The organism is Gordonia tangerina, from assembly GCF_021556435.1.
Lineage (GTDB): Bacteria > Actinomycetota > Actinomycetes > Mycobacteriales > Mycobacteriaceae > Gordonia > Gordonia tangerina.
Genome location: NZ_JAKGCU010000001.1, coordinates 138,361 through 155,676, shown reverse-complemented (window position 1 = coordinate 155,676; position 17,316 = coordinate 138,361). Strand labels below are relative to the sequence as shown.

Sequence of the window (17,316 nt, the reverse complement as noted above, 5' to 3'; positions counted from 1 at the left end):
GGACCTGCCGCCGACCTCGGTCGACGACCGCTCCCCACCCGCGCGTGGGCGCGTCGACCGCACGTCGCCTCGTCCCAACCGGTGCGTCGGCCCGGTCGGGCACCGCGACAGTTGCATCAGGGTGTGGCGATCACATGCCGGCTGGCGGCTGCACATCTTCCCGCGCCGCTGGGCGGTGCTCATGTGGTGGTCGACGGTCACGAATTGCTGCAGGGACGGTGGGGGCGCATCGAGCTTCCGCTGCCGGCCGGACATCGTCAGGTTCTGATCTATCTGCGGCGCGGACGACGGCGGAGCCGGGTCGCGCAATGTGCGATTCATGTGCCCGCACACCATCTGGTGGAGCTTGAATACCGGGTGGCGGCAGGGTGGTTCGGTGGGGCGGGGTTGGCGCAACCCCCGATACCTGAGGAGGACCGGAGCCTGCGGAGGTCCGTCACGAAGGGTCGCCCACAGATGCGTCGTCGCCGACGAGGGCACGGACGTCGGCGGCGCTGATGACGGTGCCGAATAGGTCGCCCTCGTCGACGACGGCGTCGAACAGGGCGCGCTTGCGGTCCTGCAACTCCACCACTTTCTCCTCGATGGTGCCCTTGGACACCAGGCGGTAGACGGTGACCGGTCGGGTCTGCCCGATGCGGTGGGCGCGGTCGACGGCCTGGGCCTCGGCGGCCGGGTTCCACCACGGATCGCACACGAAGCAGTAGTCGGCTTCGGTGAGGTTGAGGCCGAAACCGCCGGCCTTGAGGCTGATCAGGAACACCTTCGCGGTGCCGTCGGTGAAGGCGTCGATCTGGGCCGTGCGCTGGGCCGCCGACATCGAGCCGTCGAGGTAGCTGTAGGCGATGCCGAGGTCGTCGAGCCGCTCACGGATCAGCCCGAGGAAGCCGGTGAACTGGCTGAACACCAGCGACGCATGGCCTTCGGCGATCAACTCGGGCAGTTGTTCGGCGAGGTAGTCGATCTTCGCCGACGCCACGTCGCGATGCTTGTCCTCCACCAGCCCAGCGTGCAGGCTCAGCTGTCGCAGCATGGTCAGCGACCGGAAGATCGCGAACCGGTTCTCCTCCCAATCCCCGAGCAGACCGAGCACCCGTTGCCGCTCCCGGTTGAGGCGAGTCTGATAGATCTTGTCGTGTTTGGCGGCCAACCCCACGGCGAGCACCTGCTCCTGTTTCGCCGGTAGGTCGCCGACCACCTGATCCTTGGTGCGGCGCAACATGACCGGCCGGATACGCTGCCGCAGTTGCTCGAGCCGGCCCGGGTTCTGTCCGGACTCGATGGGTTTGCGGAAATAGTCGCCGAACACCTTCGGCGACGGGAACAACCCGGGCGCGGTCAGCGACAGCAACGACCACAGCTCCATCAGGTTGTTCTCCATAGGGGTGCCGGTGATGGCCAGCTTCATCTCGGCCCCAAGACGACGTGCACATTGATGGGTTTTGCTGTTGTGGTTCTTGACGAACTGCGCCTCGTCGAAGATGACGCCCGTCCATTGGAATTGGCTGATCTGCTGGAACTGCAAGCGCAGCAATGTGTACGAGGTGACCACGATGTGTGCGCCGTCGACCTGTTCGGCAAAGCTCACTCCGCTCTTGGCTTCGGTGGCGGTGACCGCGACAGCCCGCAGATCGGGCACGAAACGCTGTGCCTCGCTGACCCAGTTCCCCACCACACTTGTCGGCGCGATCACCAGGAAGCTGCCGGTGGGGACCTCGGCGGAGGCCTCGGCGATCAGTGCGAGTGCCTGCACCGTCTTGCCCAGTCCCATGTCGTCGGCGAGGATGCCACCGAGCCGGTTGTGCCAGAGGAAGCGGAGCCAGTCGAGGCCGTCGGCCTGGTAGTCGCGCAGCTCGGCGTTCAGACCGGCGGGTGGCCCACCCGGACCGGGCAGGGTGGCGGTGGCCAGTTTACGCACGCGCTCATGCCATTCGGCGAGCTGATCATCGACCACACCGAGGCTGAGCAGTTCGTCCCAGAGGCTGGCGTGATAGGTGTCGCGGCGCACGTGCCCGTTGTCGACCTCGCCGAGTTCGTGGGCCTCGTCCATCAGTTCGGCGAGCCGCCGCAGGCCTGGGTCGTCGAGCGGAAAGTAGGTGCCATCCGCCAACAGCAGGTGGGTGGCGCGCGCGGCGATGGCCCGGATCACCACACCCAGCGGGACGTCGTGCCCGTCGACGGTGACGGTGATCGCGAGATTCAGCCAGTCGTTGCCGGCGGTGGTCTCCTCCTCGGAGATCGCGATCTCCGGTTCGTTCTCGGCGGGCCGGAAATCGGTGGCGTTGCCGGTGATCTCGACGGCGATGTTGTCGCCCAGCTCTGGGATGAGCTCACCGATCAGGACGGCCGTGTCGAGCATCGAGTAGGTGAAGGTTCGCCGAAGCAGCCGGGTGCTGGCCTTCTGGACAGCGGTCTCGGTGTCCTCGGCCACCACGGCGTCGAGATCGGCGTCGACGCCGGCGCCACCACGCAGATCGCTGTGTACCCATCGCGTGGCCTGCGGCAACCACCGTGAGCAGCGCATCGCAACGAGCTCCAGCGCAGCGCGCGCATCCTTCCAGGCCTGCGCTTCGGCATCGACATCACGCAAGGTGCTGGCCGCCGGCGACTCCCGCTCCTCGAAGTCGCGCGGCCGCCCGTTGATCGTGTAGCGGATGCTCCAATGCATGAGCGCCGACTCGTCGCCGACCTGAACCGTCAACAGGGGTGTGGGACCGTCGATGACCGGGGCGGCGATGGCGTCGTCGACGATGTCGACCGGTACATGCGCCGACAGTTCGGGTAGCAGCTCGGCTGCGAACTCGTCGATGTCGTCGTAGGGAATGGTGATACCACCGGAAGCAACCAGACTGTCCAGGGCGCCACGGTGGGTGGGGCATTCGAACGGTCCCATCAGCAACACACCGTCAGCGACGGTGAACGCACTGTGCGGCATCGGAGAACCGATGAGCCCCACTGGCGACTGGTCCCACTGCTCGTGGTCGACCTGCAGATACGGGGAGACCAACGCACCGTCGTCGACGGCGGTGATGCGTAACGCGATGCGCGCACCCGCGAATACCTCGACCCGGTCGGCGCCCGTTGACCGATCCGCGACCAGTGCCACCCCGGCGGCCTGTGCCTCGGCGAGCATCGTCCAGATGTCGGCGGGCGCCCACGTCAGCGACAATGTGTCGACGTTTATCCCGCCCTCGGCGACGGCACGCGCGATCGCGACGACGGCCCGATGCTGGGCGGGGTCATAGCCGGCCGGCGACCTCGCGCTGAATGCGCCCGATGCGGCGCCCGACACCGTGCGCCAGTTGATGCCGGTCCGAACCCACTTGCCGCTGGTGCCGCGCCGAACCAGCCGCAGAGTGGGCGCCGGATTGGGCGCATACCGATGGGTGGGCGGCAGTTCCACGAGGATGCCTAGCGGGTCGGGTTCGGTCTGCTCCGGCTCGACCGGGACAAGTGCGCTCAGCGTGGTCCGCCACTGCGCCGGCAGGTGCGCAACCGACGCAGGCGCCACTGGCGTGGGTGGGTGTGCGGTCCGTCGCTCTTCGTCGAAGGCCGTCAACAGCAACGCGACCGCGTGCTTGCAGAAGAACCCGACCGGGCAGCTGCACTCGGTTGTGTCGAGTCGGCGGGTGCGCTCGTGGGAGGTGAACTCGATGGTGGTGTGATAGCTGTGGCCGCCCGATCCTTGACACAACCCGGACAGCACCAGTTCGTCGTCGGACCAGCTCATACCGGCGATGCGCCCCTGGTCGGCATAGGCGGAGCCGCGATCGACGGTGCGCTCGTCGAAGGCAGTGAGGTGGTCAGCCCCGTTGGTGCCGATGGGTTGATAGCCGGACATGGCCCCCAGCGTAGGGCTCGACGACGACGAAATTCGTGATGAGCGTGCGTTGTGCACAGGATCTGTGGTTACCGTGTCGTCTGTGAATGAAGTGATCGACGAGCTCCACCCGTGGCGCTGGAGCAGCTATGCCACGCTGGCCGACGTCCTGCCCGCGATTGACGACTCGCTGAACGGTCAGCTGTCGGCGGCGGTACCGGTGCCGGGGAGCAAGGATGTGGTGCTGCTGCTGATCGACGGCCTCGGTGACAGTCTGCTCACCGCGCACGCCGATGTGGCGCCGACCCTCACGTCGCTGCGCTCGACCACCATCCGCGCCGGCTTCCCGGCCACCACCGCGTCCAGCATCACCAGCCTCATGTCCGGGGCTTCGTGCGGCAGTCACGGCGTGATCGGTTACTCGTTTCGCACCGACCGTGCGGCCACCCGGGCACCGAACCGGCAGCTGCTCAACGCCTTACGCTGGACCCTGGACCGCTCCGACGGCCGCTCGGCGTTGGGAACCTATGTACCCGAACAGATCCAACCCATCGAGGGATTGTTGCCGGAGATGGCGGCGCGTGGCGTCGAGGTCACCTATGTGATGCCGGGGCTCTACCGCGATCCGGTTTCAGTCGGGCAGCATTTCGAGTAGAGGGCACCTATCGGCCGGCGCAGAACCCGGCCGAGATCCTCGCCGGGGTGGGTGAGGCGCTCGCGCCGCAGAGTCCACGGCACCGGTTCGTGTACGCGTACTGGCCCGACCTCGACGCCGCCGGCCACCTCTTCGGACCCGGATCTCCGCAGTGGGTCAAGGCGTTGGCTGTGGCCGACCGCATGGTGGCCGACCTGGCCGCCGCGCTCGGCCGCGACGCCACGCTGGTCGTCACCGGTGATCACGGGATGATCCAGGCGGACAACAGATTCGACATCGACACCACCGACGAGATGTTGAAGGGCGTGGAGGCCGTCGCGGGCGAGATGCGGGTGCGTCAGGTGTACACCCGGCCGGGCGCCCGCGACGATGTGCAGTCGTTCTGGACCGACGCGCTGGGCGACGATGCGCATGTGGTGGCGCGTGAGCAGGTGCTTGACGAGGAGTGGTTCGGGGTGGAGGTGACCGACGCCGTGGCCGAACGGATCGGTGACCTGGTGGCGGTGGCGCGCGGTACGACGATCCTCACCCGCAGCCTGACCGATCCCGAGCTCGAGGTGAACATGGTCGGCCACCACGGGGCGTGGACCGCTGCCGAGCAGCTGGTGCCGGTGTTGTTGGCGCAGGGGTGATCTCGGAGGTGGCTCACGTGGTCTCGATACGTCTCTCGCCTAGCGGCTCGACACTACTCGACCACCGACGAGAACGGTTCGAGACGCCGCGACCGTAGTGAGCGGCGTATCGAGATCGACCACCGACGGAAGTGACTCACCCATTCGGTGGTCGAGTAGGGACGAGCCGCTAGGCGAGGACCGTATCGAGACCACGGCCACCGACAGGGTAGGGATGCGCCGCATAGAACTCGAGGTGCGCTTGGGCGGCGTTGTCCCAGGTGAGCGACCTGGCCAGCGCTTCACCGGCTGCGCGCCGGCCGGGATGGGAGGTGCGCGCCGCGTGTAGCTGCGTGGCCAGCGCGTCGAGGTCGGCGGCATAGGTGACGGTGTCGCCGAACACCTCGCGCAGGATGGGGAGTTCGCGGGCGACCACCGGACGACCTGCGGCCAGCGCCTCCATGGCCGCGAGACCGAAACCTTCCTTCGTCGACGGGAATGCGAAGACCTCGCACCCGGCGACCAGGGCGGGCAGGGCGTCGTCGGCCACCGGGCCCAGCACGACCGGCTCCACCCCGAGTTCGGCTTGCCGACGCTCGAACTCGGCCCGATAGTCACGGTAGTCGAACAGCGTTTCACCACCCGCGAAAACCAAAGCCAGATCGGGATTCTGCTGCCGCAGCGCGGCGTAGGCCTCCAGAAGATCGATGCTGCCCTTGCGCGGTTCGATACCGCCGACCGCGAGCACATACGGCCCGAGCCGCTCGCGCCATCGTCGACGATCCTCCGTAGCGGCGGGAGCAGCCGCATCGTGGAACCGCTGGTAGTCAACGCCATTCGGTATCACCGTCGGCGATAATCCCCAACCGCCGTGCACCTCGTGGGCGACCGCCCGGGACACACAGATGTGCGCGTACGGGTTGACGACGGCCTTCTCGTGGCATTCCACCAGGATCGGGGTGGTGAACTGGTCGAGATGATGAATGGTGCGGATGCATGTTCCGACAGCGTTGGCGCTGATGCAATCTTGCGCGTGCACGATGTCGTAGGCACTCGGGTCGAACGCGTGACGCAGGGTCTCGATGGAGCGCACGATCCGCTCGGTGATGGTCTTGTCGGCAACGTCGGCGAACGGGATGAGCCGCTGCGTCACCGTCGGGTCGATCTGGCGGAAAAAGCCGTCGTCGCCGCCGCGGGCGAGACTCCACACTGTGACCTCGGCGCCGTGGCGGCTCAGCGCCTCGGCGAGGTTGAGCGTATGAACGACGCCGCCGCGCGGCTTGGTGGAGTACGTGAGCAGGGCGATACGCATGGTCATCGGCGTCCGTAGGCTTCGCTCTTGAGTTCCGCGAGGTGGTTGAGAACCTTGCGGGCGCGAGTGATCTCGGCGGTCACATCCACGTCCACCTTGGCCAGGCCGCCCTTGGATCGGGTATTGGCCAGGACATCGCCGCCCGGCCCGACGACCTTGGCCTGCCCCAGGAATCGCAGGGAGCCGGTGACACCGGTCAGGTTCGACGACACCACAAACACCTGGTTCTCGGCGGCGCGCGCACAGTCGTACAGGTCGAACAACCGTGACTGACGGTCGGCGGGCAGTCGTGCCGCCCGGTCGGTGACACTGGCCGGCCAGGCGTTGAGGGTGGCGATGATCCGCGCACCATCCAGGGCGAGCGTGCGGGCCGATTCCGGGAAGGTCTTGTCGTAGTCGATCAGCATGCCCATTCGACCCACCGGGGTATCGAAGGCGCAGAACGACTCTCCGGCAGCGTAGGCGAGCGACTCTCCCGCCGGCTGATGCACCTTGCGATGCCTGCCGAGAACGCCGTCGCCGGACAGGCACACGGCACTGTTGTAGCGCTTGCCTTCTGCCGCTTCGGTATACCCGATGCAGACTGTCATCGCACCGGCGGCTGCGGCGATGGCCGCGAGTTCGGGACCGTCGGGATCGAGTGTCGGCGGCAACTCGGTGGTGTCGGGCCGACGCAGGTCGCCGATGTAGCCGCCGATCGAGGCGTCCGGGAAGACGAGCAGATCGACGCCATCTCGCCTGGCGGCTTCGATGATGCCCACCGCTTTGGACACGCCGCGGTGGACATCGCGTCCGAAATGCGCCGCGAGGGCGCCCAGCGTGACCGTGGTCATGTCATCGGACTCTACTCACGCGGCGCCCAATCCGGTGACCGTGGATGCGACGGCGACCGTCACCTCACCGTCGGGCCAGCGTAGTCGCACACCCGGGTCACCGGTCAGCCGTCCGCACGATGCGCCGACGGTGGGCCCGGCAACGGTGTCGTGCGCATGCCGATCTGCCACCAGCATCGCGTAACCGGGGAAGCAGGTGAGCCAGTTGCCCATACTCGCGTCGGTCGGCCGCGGGATCGCGGCGACATCGAGTTCGGCGCCCGTCCCGGACGCCTCGGCCAGCATGCCGAGAGTCCCGGCAACGCCGGCCATGCTGACGTCCTTGGCCGCGGCCGGCTGCAGTCGTCGGATCAGTCCGGCCATGTCGGCGAGTTCGTCGGCGGATCGTGCGCTGCTGGAGTCCCATTGCCGTCCGTGGTAGCCGGGTCGCCAGCCGCCGCCGAGGTCTGCGATCAGCGAGACGGTGTCGCCGACCCGGCCGCCGCCGGCCGGGACCGGTCTCGCGGTGCGACCCAGCGCCGTGACCGACAGCGACGCGTGCACACCCAACTGGGTGTGCCCACCGAGCACGGGCGCCCGCCACGCCTGCGCGGCCGAGGCGACACCTCGCATGATGCGGGTCAGATGTGATCGGGTCGGCGCGGCAACGGCATCGAGCAAGCCCAGGGGTGCGGCACCCATCGCGGTGAGATCGTTGAGGTTGACCAGCACCGAACACCAGCCCGCCCATTCCGGGTCGCGGTCGACCATGGCCGGCAGGATGGCGTCGCAGGCAGCGATCACGTCGGACTCGGGTACCGGCACACCGTCGTCGCCGCGGAAGCCACTGGGACCCAATCCTCCCGGCTGCCGACCGAGTGGAGCGAGAACGTCGGCGAGAATGGCTTTGGTGGAGTCGGCGGTCTGCTGGATGTGCCCGATGGGCCACCGCATCTCGCGGTGGGCACGTCCGGCGAGTGTCGGGCCCGCAGCGCGGTCCTCCCAGCCGAGGGTGCGGAACATCCCCGCGTAGCGGTCCTGCACGGTCGCGTCGAACCGCACCACCCCAACGGACTCCACGTAGGCGCATGCGGCGCGAACCAGCGCGGCGCCGATACCGGCGGCGTGCGCCGGGTCGGCGACAACGAGTCGGCTGCCCGACCACCAGCCGATGTCGGTGGCGGTGCACGGCGCCACCCGCACGCCCCCGATCAGCGTGCCGTCGCCGGTCACGGCGGCGAGCACCACAGCACGTGGATCGTCGTCGGTGTCGTCACGATCGGTGCGGTCGAAAAGACCCTGTCGCTCGACGAATTCGCGGTGGCGCAGCGCGTGATACGAGGACAACTTGTCGGGTGTGTCGACCACTTGGATCAGGTACGGCGGCATGGGGCGGCCTCGGGTGCCGGCCAAGATCGACAGGTCGCCGGATGGCCGCAGCGCCGGGATCATCGTGTGGGTGCCGTCCAGCATCGGTCAGCCTCCCACGTTCTGCAGGACGCCGCAGGCCCCGCAGGCGGCACAGCCGGCACGTTGCTCGGAGCCGGTCATCCCGATCCACTGCAGGTGCACGGCGACCTCGCGACTGATCTTCTCGACGATGGCTGGGTCGGGCCCGGCAGCATGGTCCACGTCCACCGCGAGGGTGCCTGCGTGCGGCCGGAACGGCACGATGAACGGGTAGACGCCGGTGTCGGCGAGTTCTTTGGCGCCGGCGATCATCTCGTCGGGGTTATCGCCCAGACCGACGAGCAGGTACGTGGACACCTGGTTGCGGCCGAACACCCGCACCGCCTCGGCCCAAGCGGCGCGGTAATCGTCCAGGGACACCGTCGCCTTGCCGGGCATCCAGCGTCGGCGTACGTCGTCGTCGAGGGATTCGACGTGGATGCCGATCGCGTCGGCGCCGGCGTCCCGGAGGTCGGTGATGGTGACGAGGTCGGCGGGCGGTTCACACTGCACCTGGATGGGGAGATCCGGCACGGCCGCCTTCACCGCCCGCACGCAGCGCGCGAGATGCTTGGCGCCGCGGTCCTTACCGTTCGACGTCCCGGTGGTCATCACCATCTGGGTGATCCCGTCGAGTTCGACGGCGGCGCGGGCCACGTCGGCGAGCTGCTCGGGTTTCTTCACCGCCACTGTCGCCCCGGACCGCAGCGATTCCTCGATAGAGCAGAAGCGGCAGCGCTGGTCTTCTGCGTAGCGGATGCAGGTCTGTACCACGGTGGTGGCCAGCACGTCGGCGCCGTGCAGTTTGGCGATCTGCTCATACGGCACCCCGTCGTCGGTGGTGAGATCGTAGAAGCGGGGCCGCCCGATCGTCGCCACCTCGACACCCGCGTCGACACCGTCGAATAGAACGCGGTCGCCGTCGAAGATGAATGGACTGTTCGGGTTTCGTGGTATCGCAGCGTTGAGGCCATCGATCAGCAAGTGACCGTCGTCGGACGGTCCGGCGCCGCCGGTGCGATTGACCGGCGGGGTGCCGCGGATACCGAGCAGGGCGAGGTCGACTCGGGTGGACACGGTCATGTGGGTACTCCGTTCACGTGCAGGGTCGCCAGTTCCGGGCTGCAGCCGGTCAGCGACCGCCGGCGGATCTTGCCCGCGTCGTTGCGGAGTGGTCGATGGGCCAGACTTGTGCGGTCAGGTAGGTGAGAGATCGGTTGGCGTGCCATCGGATAGCCTGCCTACCGGACAGCGGCAAGGCGCGGAGCAGTGGCGCGCAGGCCGTCGATGATGGTGTCGGCGACATGTCGGGCGTCGCGCTCGATGCCCAGGAACCGGCCCGAACCCCAGGTGTGCATCCACGGCAGACCGATGAAGCTCAGACCGGGCACCTGGGTGACGCCGCGGGTCTGCATGGGCCGACCGCCGCCGTCGAACGCGCTGACCTCGATCCACCGGTAGTCGGGTCGAAACCCGATGGCCCACACGATGCTGGTGATGCCGGCATCGGTGAGGTCGAGCTCGGTGGGATCGGCCTCGGGTGTCCACACCGGTTCGTAGCGAGTCGGTGGTGGGGCGTCGATGCCGGCGGCTTCGATGTGGCGGTCGATGTCGGCGCAGATGGAGTTGTAGACGGAATCGGCCTTGTCCAGGGCTGTGGTCAGAGTCGGGGCGAACCGCAGCGCTGTGTCCTTGCCGTCGGTCAGGGTGCCGTAAAGCTGCATGCCCTCGGCGGCGAACTGGCGCAGATCCACATCCCGACCCCCGTCGCGGCCGGTCACGTAATGATTCGTTTTCTCCTGCGCGGCTTTGCCTCCCGGATACTCTTGGGCGGGTGTGTCGTAGAGTCCCATGTCGGCGAGCCAGGTCATGCAGTCGCGGCCCCGGTAGAAGCGGGCCACGCGCGGCGCGTTGCCGATGGCCAGGTGTACCTGCCGGCCGGCCAGGTGCAGGTCTTCGGCGATCTGCGCCCCGGACTGGCCGGAGCCGACGACGAGCACCGCACCGTCGGGGAGCTGCTCGGAATTGAAGTACTGCTCGGAGTGGATCTGGGTGATCGACTGGTCGAGTGACGACGCGTAGGGCGGGATGACCGGCAGTGGGTAGCCGCCGGTGGCGATCACCACCTGGTCACAGGTCACCAGTTCCACACCGTCGGAGCCGGCCAGGGTGAGTTCGAAGCCGCTATGGCCGGGCCGGCGCAGCCGGGTGACCCTGGTGTGGGTGCGTACCGGCGGATCGAAGGTGTCGAGCCAGCCCGCGAGCCAATCGACCACCTCGTCGCGGGTCATGAAGCCGTCCGGGTCAGGGCCGTCGTAGGTGTAGCCGGGTAGTCGACAATGCCAGTTGGGGGTGACGAGAGTGAAGTTGTCCCAGCGTGAGTCGGCCCAGGCGTGGGTGGGGGTCTCTGCTTCGACGACAAGGTGGTCGATGCCGGCGTTACCGAGGTACCAGCTGACCGAGAGTCCGGCCTGGCCGGCGCCGATGATCACGACGGGGTGATGAGCGGGAGCGCTCATGATGTCTCCAGTGGAATGGGCAGGGGCGGGTACATGCGGACGACTTCGACGGAGGCGTCTGGTTCGTGGTGTTGCGCGGTTCGGATGATGTCGTCGGCGGAGGCGGCGGCCGACGTACAGGCGAAACCGAACTTCGCCCGCACCCGCTCGGCGGCCTCACCGAGTGCCGTGGTGGCGCGGCTGGTGAACTCGTCGACCGTATAATGTTGCCCGACGACAAGGTGGTCGTGCATCACCAGGCTCGGCGAATAGCATTGCTGCACTTGGCCGTCCGGCCAGCGGACGGTGAACGTCATCTCAGGCATGCGACAGATCCCGCCAAGGTGCGGTTCCGGTCGCGTCGAGTTCGGTGAGTACGCCGTAGGCGTCGGGCCGACGATCCCGCAGGTGGAACATGCCGCCACGCATGGCGGTGAAGGTTCCGGCGATGTCGACGTCGGCCACGGCCATGCCGCTGCCGAGCAGGGTGGTGTCGAGAATATTGCCACCGGGATCGACGATCTTCGCGTTGCCGACGTAGCGCAGCGAGCCAAAGGTTCCGGATTGGTTGGACGCGATCCAGAACACCTGGTTGTCGAGGGCACGCGCGGTGTCGAACAGGTTGAACCGGTAGGTCCACCGGTCGTCCTGCAGATTCTCGGCGGTGGCCGTGCGGGCAGCAGGCCACGCCGACAGGCTCGCGATGATCTCGGCCCCGTTGAGTGCCATCACCCGCGCGGCTTCGGGAAACGCTTTGTCATAACAGATCTGAAGTCCGACCCGTCCGACCGGGGTGTCGAATACGCCGTAGTCGGTTCCCGACGAATACGACATGTTCTCACCCAGCGGCTGATGCACCTTGCGATAACTGCCGTAGATCTGCGAGCCGTCGAGCACAGCCGCCGCGTTGTAGCGGGTCTCCCCGTCGTCGGCGATCTCGCAGAAGCCGATGGCGATCACCATGTCACCGATGATCGATTGCACGCGTTGGATTTCCGGCCCATCCAGGCTGATCGCCGGCGGCAGCGACCGATTGGCGTTCTTGACGGTGTCACCGTGATTGCCGAGTGACGAGAGGTAGCCGCCGATGGCCGCTTCGGGGAAGACCAGGAAGTCGACGCCCCGCTCGCGGGCCTGCACCACGTAGTCGGCGATGGTTGCGTAGTTCTGTTCGAGGTCGCGGGTGAAATTGGCCGCGACCGCGGCGATGGTGGTCATGAGGTTTGCCTCGGGCTCGGTCACACCATGTAGGTGGAGTTGATGATCGCGCCCTTGCGCGCGTAGTGGATGATCGCGTCCTGGACATCGAGTGGATGGGCAGGAATCACGCCTTCGATGAGATCCTCCTCGCGGCCACCGTGCAGGGCCAGACCGAAGCGGCAGCAGAACACGGTGCCACCCTCGGAGATGAAGGTTGCCAGCGAGTCGTTGATGTTCTGCTCACCCGGGAAGCCGGAGTCACCGGTCTTCGGAAAGCCTCGGGTGGCAAGGCAATTGATGGCGCCGGGCCCGTAGAAGTAGATGGCAGATTCAAAACCCTTGCGCAGTGCGCGGGTGGCCTGCAGAACCGCGACGAACGACACCGACGATTCGTGGGCGATGCCGTGCACGAGGGTGAAGTAGGTCTCGCCGTCCTCGGCCTGGTAGTCGGGGAAGATCTTGGTGCCACCGTAGATGTTGGAACCCTTCGGCAGCGAGGGGTGCGGGATCTCACCGAGTGACGTGGCGATGTTGTCGGTGATGGTCTCGTCGAAAGTAGGCACGGAGTCTCCTAGAATGAGGCACGACGGTTCACGGCCGTCGACCCGGTTAGCGGAAGTCGAGGCGACGCTGCCTCGCAAGAGGATTCGATCCGGAGATCGGGGTTGTAGCCGTCGGGCGGCTACGACATTCAGTTCACGCCCGATCTATTGCGTGGTGGTTACCGGGAGAATAATTGCGGCACGGGTTTCGTTAACATGGCCCGCTGTGCGGCTGTGTGGTCTCGATACGTTCCTCGCCTAGCGGCTCGGATCTACTCGACCACCGAAGGGGGCGGCTGCGCACCACTCAACCACCGAAGGGAGCGGCTGCGCACCACTCAATCACCGAAGGGAGCGGCTGCGCACCACTCAGCCACCGAAGGGGGCGGCTGCGCACCACTCGACCACCGAAGGGGCCGCTCCGCACCACTCGACCAACAGGTAGGCGGCTCGGACTACTCGACCGCCGAAGGGGTGGCGACGGCGGCAACCCCGCCGTGGCGTCCACGACGGGGTTGCGGGGGAGGGCGAAGCCCGAAGCTAGCGGCGGCCGCAGGTCACTGCCAGATCCAGAGCCAGCGACGGGTGCGCTGGTCCCAGTGACGCACGCGACGGCGGCGGCGGGCGGGGGTCTGCGGGGCCTTGTTCTTGTTGGTGGTCTTATGCGGAGTGGGCATCGTCGGCCTTTCTCGTCGGTGTGCGATCCGGGGTGGATCTCGTTGACACCATTGAGAATGCGGGCCAGGGCTGGTGAAACCTTCGACGCCCGCTGGGAGGTTGCTGGCGATGGCCGATCAGACGGTGACCGGTATCTGCTCGGCGGGGAGGTCGTCGCCGAGCAGCCGACCTCCGTCGGGTTCGGCGCGCAGAAAACGTCGCTTCTCCCGCCATCCGGACACCAGGCGTTGCTGCTGGAAACGTAGATCCGAAACCACCTCGCGGGTCGGCACCCCCGGCCTACGCACTGCCTTGACCACGGCACTGGCCATCGTCGACGGCGACATCATGGCCGCCGGCGGCTGCACACGGTTGTAGATGTCGCTGAGCACGGCAGCGTAGTCGGGCTGTCGCTGCGCTCGCCGGTACAGCTCGTACTCCAGCGGCGACGGCGGCAGTCCCGAGGCCAGGAAGTTGGTCCACTGGAACACGTCGATGCAGTCGCGGTCACGTTGCGCCGCCCACCCGGCGGTCGCGCGGTCGAGCTCCGCCGCATCCACACCGGTTCGTGCACCGAGCACCGGCGAGATCGCCTCACCCAGAAGGCGGCCGTAGCGCAGTCCGTCACGGATGCCCTGTGCGGTCACCGGGTCCTTGAAGTGGCCGGCGTCGCCGGGCAACGCCCAGCCAGGACCGCTCGAGCGGCGGAAGTAGGACTCGATCCCGACGCCGGCCCGAACCCGCGAGGTCAGTTCACACCCGGACAGCCTGGCCGCCAGCCCCGGCAACGCCGCCACTCCCTCCAGATAGGCGTCATAAGCCTTGCGTCCCCGGAACTGCGGGATCATGTCCACCGGCGGTTGCAGCAGGCACAGCAGATCGCCACCGTCGCAGGGGAACGCGGTTCCCAGCAGCCGATCGACTCGCCATTGGGATGCGATGTGGCGCAGGTCGTCACGGTCGTCGGACCAGTACGCGTAGTAGCAGGCGCGTCCGCTGGGCGCGAGAAGTGTCGGCGTCTGCGCTCCGACCTGACGGGCGACGAAACTCTTGCGTCCGTCCGCGCCGATCACGATGGGCGCGTGGATCTCGTGAGTTGTGTCATCGTCGTCGGTGTAACTCAGGCCTGCCACCCGCCCGTCGACCCGAATGAGTTCGGTGGCCGTGCACTGCTCACGGATATCGGCGCCCGCGTCCCTGGCCGTCTGGAGGAGGACGTGGTCGAGGTGGGTGCGCCTCAAACACATTGCGTAGTCGATGCCGGCGACCGGCGAGTATGTGGTGCGCCAGCCGATATCGTCGAGGATGGCCTCGGCCATCGGCATCCTGGGCGCACCGATCGCCTCGACCGCCGGGAGCGCGCCCAGCGTCTGGATCTCGGCCATGGTGGTCGGCCACAACAGATGGGTGGACAGGGTGTCCGACGGGAATCGCGCGGAATCGATCGCGAGGACCCGCAATCCCCGTTCGGCCAGCGTGATCGCGGTGGCCGATCCGGCGATGCGGGCCCCGACGATCACCGCGTCGAACTGCTCGACGGTTGAGCTCATGACCTCGCTCCTCCCGGCCGGCCCCCGACATGCAGTCCGACACAGTGTCAGGCTGACGTTATGCCTGCACAACCCGGGTGTCAAGGGTGGCGTAGCATCAGGCGCATGGGGTCGGTGACGCGGGCGCACACGGGGCAGACGCTGCAGCGTCGGGCCGAGGTCACCGATCGGGTGCTCGGCGCCGTGGAAGATCTGCTCGGCGCCGGAGAACGCTTCACCGAGCTACCGGTGCAACGGATCGCCGAGCGATCGGGCATGTCGCGCACCAACTTCTATCAATACTTCCCGAACAAGAGTCAGGTGTTGATCGAGGTCGCGGAGATCGCGTCGAAGGAATTCTTTGCGGCCCCGACGTCGTGGTTCGCTGACGACGCCTCGCTCGATGCCGGGGTGGCCGGGGTGCAGCGGGCCATCGCCGAGATGTTCGCGGAGTTCCGCAAGCACTGGCCGTTGATGCGCGCGCTGGGCGAGGCCGCCGCCTACGACACCGAAGTCGCCGAGTTCTGGTTCGGACGCACCCACGAGTTCATCGACTTCGCCGCCGATCGGGTGGCGCGCTGGCAGACGCAGGGCCGCGTCGACGCCGTGGTGACCGCCGAGTCGGTGGCAGCGGTGACCTGGATGGTGGAACGCAGCATCGCCCAGCACATCATCTCCGCAGACAGCGACGTCTCCGACGACGATCGGGTGGTCGCCGCGCTGTCCCGCACCATCTGGCTGACCATCACCGCCGGGCCCGACTGACCGCCGATACAGCGGCGGTTACAGCGAGGTCCCGGAACAATAATTGACGCGACGATCCGCTGGCACCGCTGGCGGATACGGCGCTCCCGGCACCTACCGCAGGTGGTCGGTTTCGTTGAGCGACATCACCTGGCGGTAGCCGCCCGGCAGCGCGATCACCCGCGACACCGAAGTGTAGAAGGGTTCGGTGAAGAACATGCGCTCGGCGCCGATGATGTGCGAAAGGTAGGCGTTGATCACCCCGCCGTGACAGACCACAGCGACGGTCCGCTCGTCGTCGACGATCAGAGATTCGATCCCGTCGACAACGCGACTGCGGAAATCGTCGAGGTCGAAGCTGTTGTCTCCCAGGCGACCGGCGTTCATGTCTGTGAGGAGGGTCGCGCGGTCGGTGTAGGTGTGCACGACTCCGTACGTCGTCCACCCGTGATCGAGTTCGACGAGTCGGTCGTCGAAGGAGATCTCATGCGACAGCGCTGCCGCGGTGACCGATGCGGTCTGCGCCGCCCGCCGCATCGGGCTGCTGACCACCGCATCCACCTGGCCGTAGCGTCCGGCGGCCATCGCCTTCGCCAGCAGCTTCGCCTGGTCCTCGCCCTCTGGCATCAGATCGGGGTCGGCCCCCGCCGGATCGGACAGCCGAAACGGTTTGGCGTGACGGATCAGCAGCAGCTCCATGGGTTCAGTTCATCGCATCGTCGACGCCGGCGCGACGTCGGGGGCTTGGTTACCCGTCACCGGCTCGCCGCCGCCACCTTGTCGATCGCGGAGGTCACCGCCTGCCGGAAGGTGTTCACGTCCGGATCGTCGGCGACGGCGCCCGCCGAGCTCACCGTCACTGCGTAATCGCCGACCGACGCCCAGGCCAGCAGGGTGGTGGAGGCAACCTCACGGCCGTTGAAGGTCGACGTACTGGTCTGCTCTACCGCGAACACGTCGTCGACGGCGGTGTCGGAAAGGTCGATGGGGTCGTTGGTGATTCTCGATTCGGCTGCGCCACCTCCGTTGCCGATGGTCGCCGTCACGCTCGCGCATTGTCCGGTGCGCGAGGCGCGGACGTCGTCGAGCGAGCCCCCGCCACCGGGCGTCACCGTCTCGGTGACCGTGGTGGAACCGGAGACGGCCATCAACATCACCATCCCGGAGTCGTCGGCGGTACCGGTCGCCGCACACTCGGCGGGACTGATAGTGGCACCCTTGGCCACATCGAGAACGCTGTTGGCGGCCTGCGCCACCTGCCCGGCCGGGATGGGCATGGTGCGGAATCCGGCCGGAAGCTCATCGGTGGTCAGCAACAGCGCGTTGACCTCTGCCGACGCCGACTGCTCGGCCGACTCGCCGGTGTCCGGTTGCGAACCCGAATCCCCGCATCCCGTAACACCGATCGCGGCGACCGCCGACACCGATATCGCCGTCACCCGAAATAGTGATGTGCGCACTGATTCCACCCCCTGATCGAACGAACC

The 17,316-nt window shown here is 67.3% G+C and carries 15 protein-coding genes; 3 read left to right on the top strand and 12 right to left on the bottom strand.

What is annotated here, in order from left to right; genetic code table 11:
- Positions 1-436: 436 nt before the first annotated feature.
- Positions 437-3,841, bottom strand: coding sequence for a DEAD/DEAH box helicase (locus tag L1892_RS00685; RefSeq protein WP_235721524.1), 3,405 nt, complete (start codon positions 3,839-3,841; stop codon positions 437-439).
- Positions 3,842-3,923: 82 nt separating this feature from the next.
- On the opposite strand from L1892_RS00685, the gene L1892_RS24820 reads away from it, so the two are divergent.
- Positions 3,924-4,475, top strand: a complete 552-nt coding sequence (locus L1892_RS24820) for an alkaline phosphatase family protein (protein WP_308191630.1) — start codon at positions 3,924-3,926, stop codon at positions 4,473-4,475.
- A gap of 47 nt (positions 4,476-4,522) precedes the next feature.
- Positions 4,523-5,107, top strand: coding sequence for an alkaline phosphatase family protein (locus L1892_RS24815; protein WP_308191629.1), 585 nt, complete (start codon positions 4,523-4,525; stop codon positions 5,105-5,107).
- A 169-nt stretch (positions 5,108-5,276) separates the two neighbouring features.
- Here the strand turns inward: L1892_RS24815 and L1892_RS00675 are convergent, their stop codons facing one another.
- From L1892_RS00675 to L1892_RS00635, 9 genes are all read right to left on the bottom strand, one after another.
- On the bottom strand, positions 5,277-6,398 hold the full coding sequence (locus L1892_RS00675; protein WP_235721982.1) for an MSMEG_0565 family glycosyltransferase: 1,122 nt from the start codon (positions 6,396-6,398) through the stop codon (positions 5,277-5,279).
- Between the two features lie 2 nt (positions 6,399-6,400).
- Positions 6,401-7,231, bottom strand: a complete 831-nt coding sequence (locus tag L1892_RS00670; protein WP_235721523.1) for a carbon-nitrogen hydrolase family protein — start codon at positions 7,229-7,231, stop codon at positions 6,401-6,403.
- A gap of 15 nt (positions 7,232-7,246) precedes the next feature.
- Complete coding sequence (locus tag L1892_RS00665) at positions 7,247-8,683, bottom strand: MSMEG_0567/sll0787 family protein (protein WP_235721522.1); 1,437 nt, start codon at positions 8,681-8,683, stop codon at positions 7,247-7,249.
- 3 nt (positions 8,684-8,686) lie between these two features.
- Positions 8,687-9,742, bottom strand: coding sequence for an MSMEG_0568 family radical SAM protein (locus L1892_RS00660; protein WP_235721521.1), 1,056 nt, complete (start codon positions 9,740-9,742; stop codon positions 8,687-8,689).
- A 158-nt stretch (positions 9,743-9,900) separates the two neighbouring features.
- Complete coding sequence (locus L1892_RS00655) at positions 9,901-11,178, bottom strand: MSMEG_0569 family flavin-dependent oxidoreductase (protein WP_235721520.1); 1,278 nt, start codon at positions 11,176-11,178, stop codon at positions 9,901-9,903.
- Entirely contained in the window at positions 11,175-11,483 is a 309-nt protein-coding gene (locus L1892_RS00650) for an MSMEG_0570 family nitrogen starvation response protein (RefSeq protein ID WP_235721519.1), read from the bottom strand. Before L1892_RS00650 ends, L1892_RS00655 begins: the two co-directional genes overlap by 4 nt.
- Positions 11,476-12,375, bottom strand: coding sequence for a carbon-nitrogen hydrolase family protein (locus L1892_RS00645; protein WP_235721518.1), 900 nt, complete (start codon positions 12,373-12,375; stop codon positions 11,476-11,478). The genes L1892_RS00650 and L1892_RS00645 overlap by 8 nt, the downstream gene beginning before the upstream one ends.
- 20 nt (positions 12,376-12,395) lie before the next feature.
- Entirely contained in the window at positions 12,396-12,920 is a 525-nt protein-coding gene (locus L1892_RS00640) for an MSMEG_0572/Sll0783 family nitrogen starvation response protein (protein WP_235721517.1), read from the bottom strand.
- Between the two features lie 773 nt (positions 12,921-13,693).
- The gene (locus tag L1892_RS00635) at positions 13,694-15,106 is read right to left on the bottom strand and encodes an NAD(P)/FAD-dependent oxidoreductase (RefSeq protein ID WP_235721516.1); all 1,413 of its coding nucleotides are present in this window, start codon (positions 15,104-15,106) and stop codon (positions 13,694-13,696) included.
- A gap of 105 nt (positions 15,107-15,211) precedes the next feature.
- Here L1892_RS00635 and L1892_RS00630 point away from each other — a divergent pair, with 105 nt between their 5' ends.
- Positions 15,212-15,850, top strand: a complete 639-nt coding sequence (locus L1892_RS00630) for a TetR/AcrR family transcriptional regulator (protein WP_235721515.1) — start codon at positions 15,212-15,214, stop codon at positions 15,848-15,850.
- A gap of 93 nt (positions 15,851-15,943) precedes the next feature.
- Here the strand turns inward: L1892_RS00630 and L1892_RS00625 are convergent, their stop codons facing one another.
- Together L1892_RS00625 and L1892_RS00620 are read right to left on the bottom strand one after the other, a co-directional pair.
- The gene (locus L1892_RS00625; RefSeq protein WP_235721514.1) at positions 15,944-16,528 is read right to left on the bottom strand and encodes a histidine phosphatase family protein; all 585 of its coding nucleotides are present in this window, start codon (positions 16,526-16,528) and stop codon (positions 15,944-15,946) included.
- Between the two features lie 56 nt (positions 16,529-16,584).
- The gene (locus L1892_RS00620) at positions 16,585-17,289 is read right to left on the bottom strand and encodes a hypothetical protein (RefSeq protein WP_235721513.1); all 705 of its coding nucleotides are present in this window, start codon (positions 17,287-17,289) and stop codon (positions 16,585-16,587) included.
- Positions 17,290-17,316 lie beyond the last annotated feature (27 nt).

Coding starts and splice junctions, on each gene's coding strand:
- L1892_RS00660 (WP_235721521.1), bottom strand. CDS start 9,742: ATGACCGTGTCCACCCGAGTCGACCTCGCCCTGCTCGGTATCCGCGGC.
- L1892_RS00645 (WP_235721518.1), bottom strand. CDS start 12,375: ATGACCACCATCGCCGCGGTCGCGGCCAATTTCACCCGCGACCTCGAA.
- L1892_RS00675 (WP_235721982.1), bottom strand. CDS start 6,398: ATGCGTATCGCCCTGCTCACGTACTCCACCAAGCCGCGCGGCGGCGTC.
- L1892_RS00655 (WP_235721520.1), bottom strand. CDS start 11,178: ATGAGCGCTCCCGCTCATCACCCCGTCGTGATCATCGGCGCCGGCCAG.
- L1892_RS00685 (WP_235721524.1), bottom strand. CDS start 3,841: ATGTCCGGCTATCAACCCATCGGCACCAACGGGGCTGACCACCTCACT.
- L1892_RS00630 (WP_235721515.1), top strand. CDS start 15,212: ATGGGGTCGGTGACGCGGGCGCACACGGGGCAGACGCTGCAGCGTCGG.
- L1892_RS00665 (WP_235721522.1), bottom strand. CDS start 8,683: ATGCTGGACGGCACCCACACGATGATCCCGGCGCTGCGGCCATCCGGC.
- L1892_RS00635 (WP_235721516.1), bottom strand. CDS start 15,106: ATGAGCTCAACCGTCGAGCAGTTCGACGCGGTGATCGTCGGGGCCCGC.
- L1892_RS00650 (WP_235721519.1), bottom strand. CDS start 11,483: ATGCCTGAGATGACGTTCACCGTCCGCTGGCCGGACGGCCAAGTGCAG.
- L1892_RS00670 (WP_235721523.1), bottom strand. CDS start 7,231: ATGACCACGGTCACGCTGGGCGCCCTCGCGGCGCATTTCGGACGCGAT.
- L1892_RS00625 (WP_235721514.1), bottom strand. CDS start 16,528: ATGGAGCTGCTGCTGATCCGTCACGCCAAACCGTTTCGGCTGTCCGAT.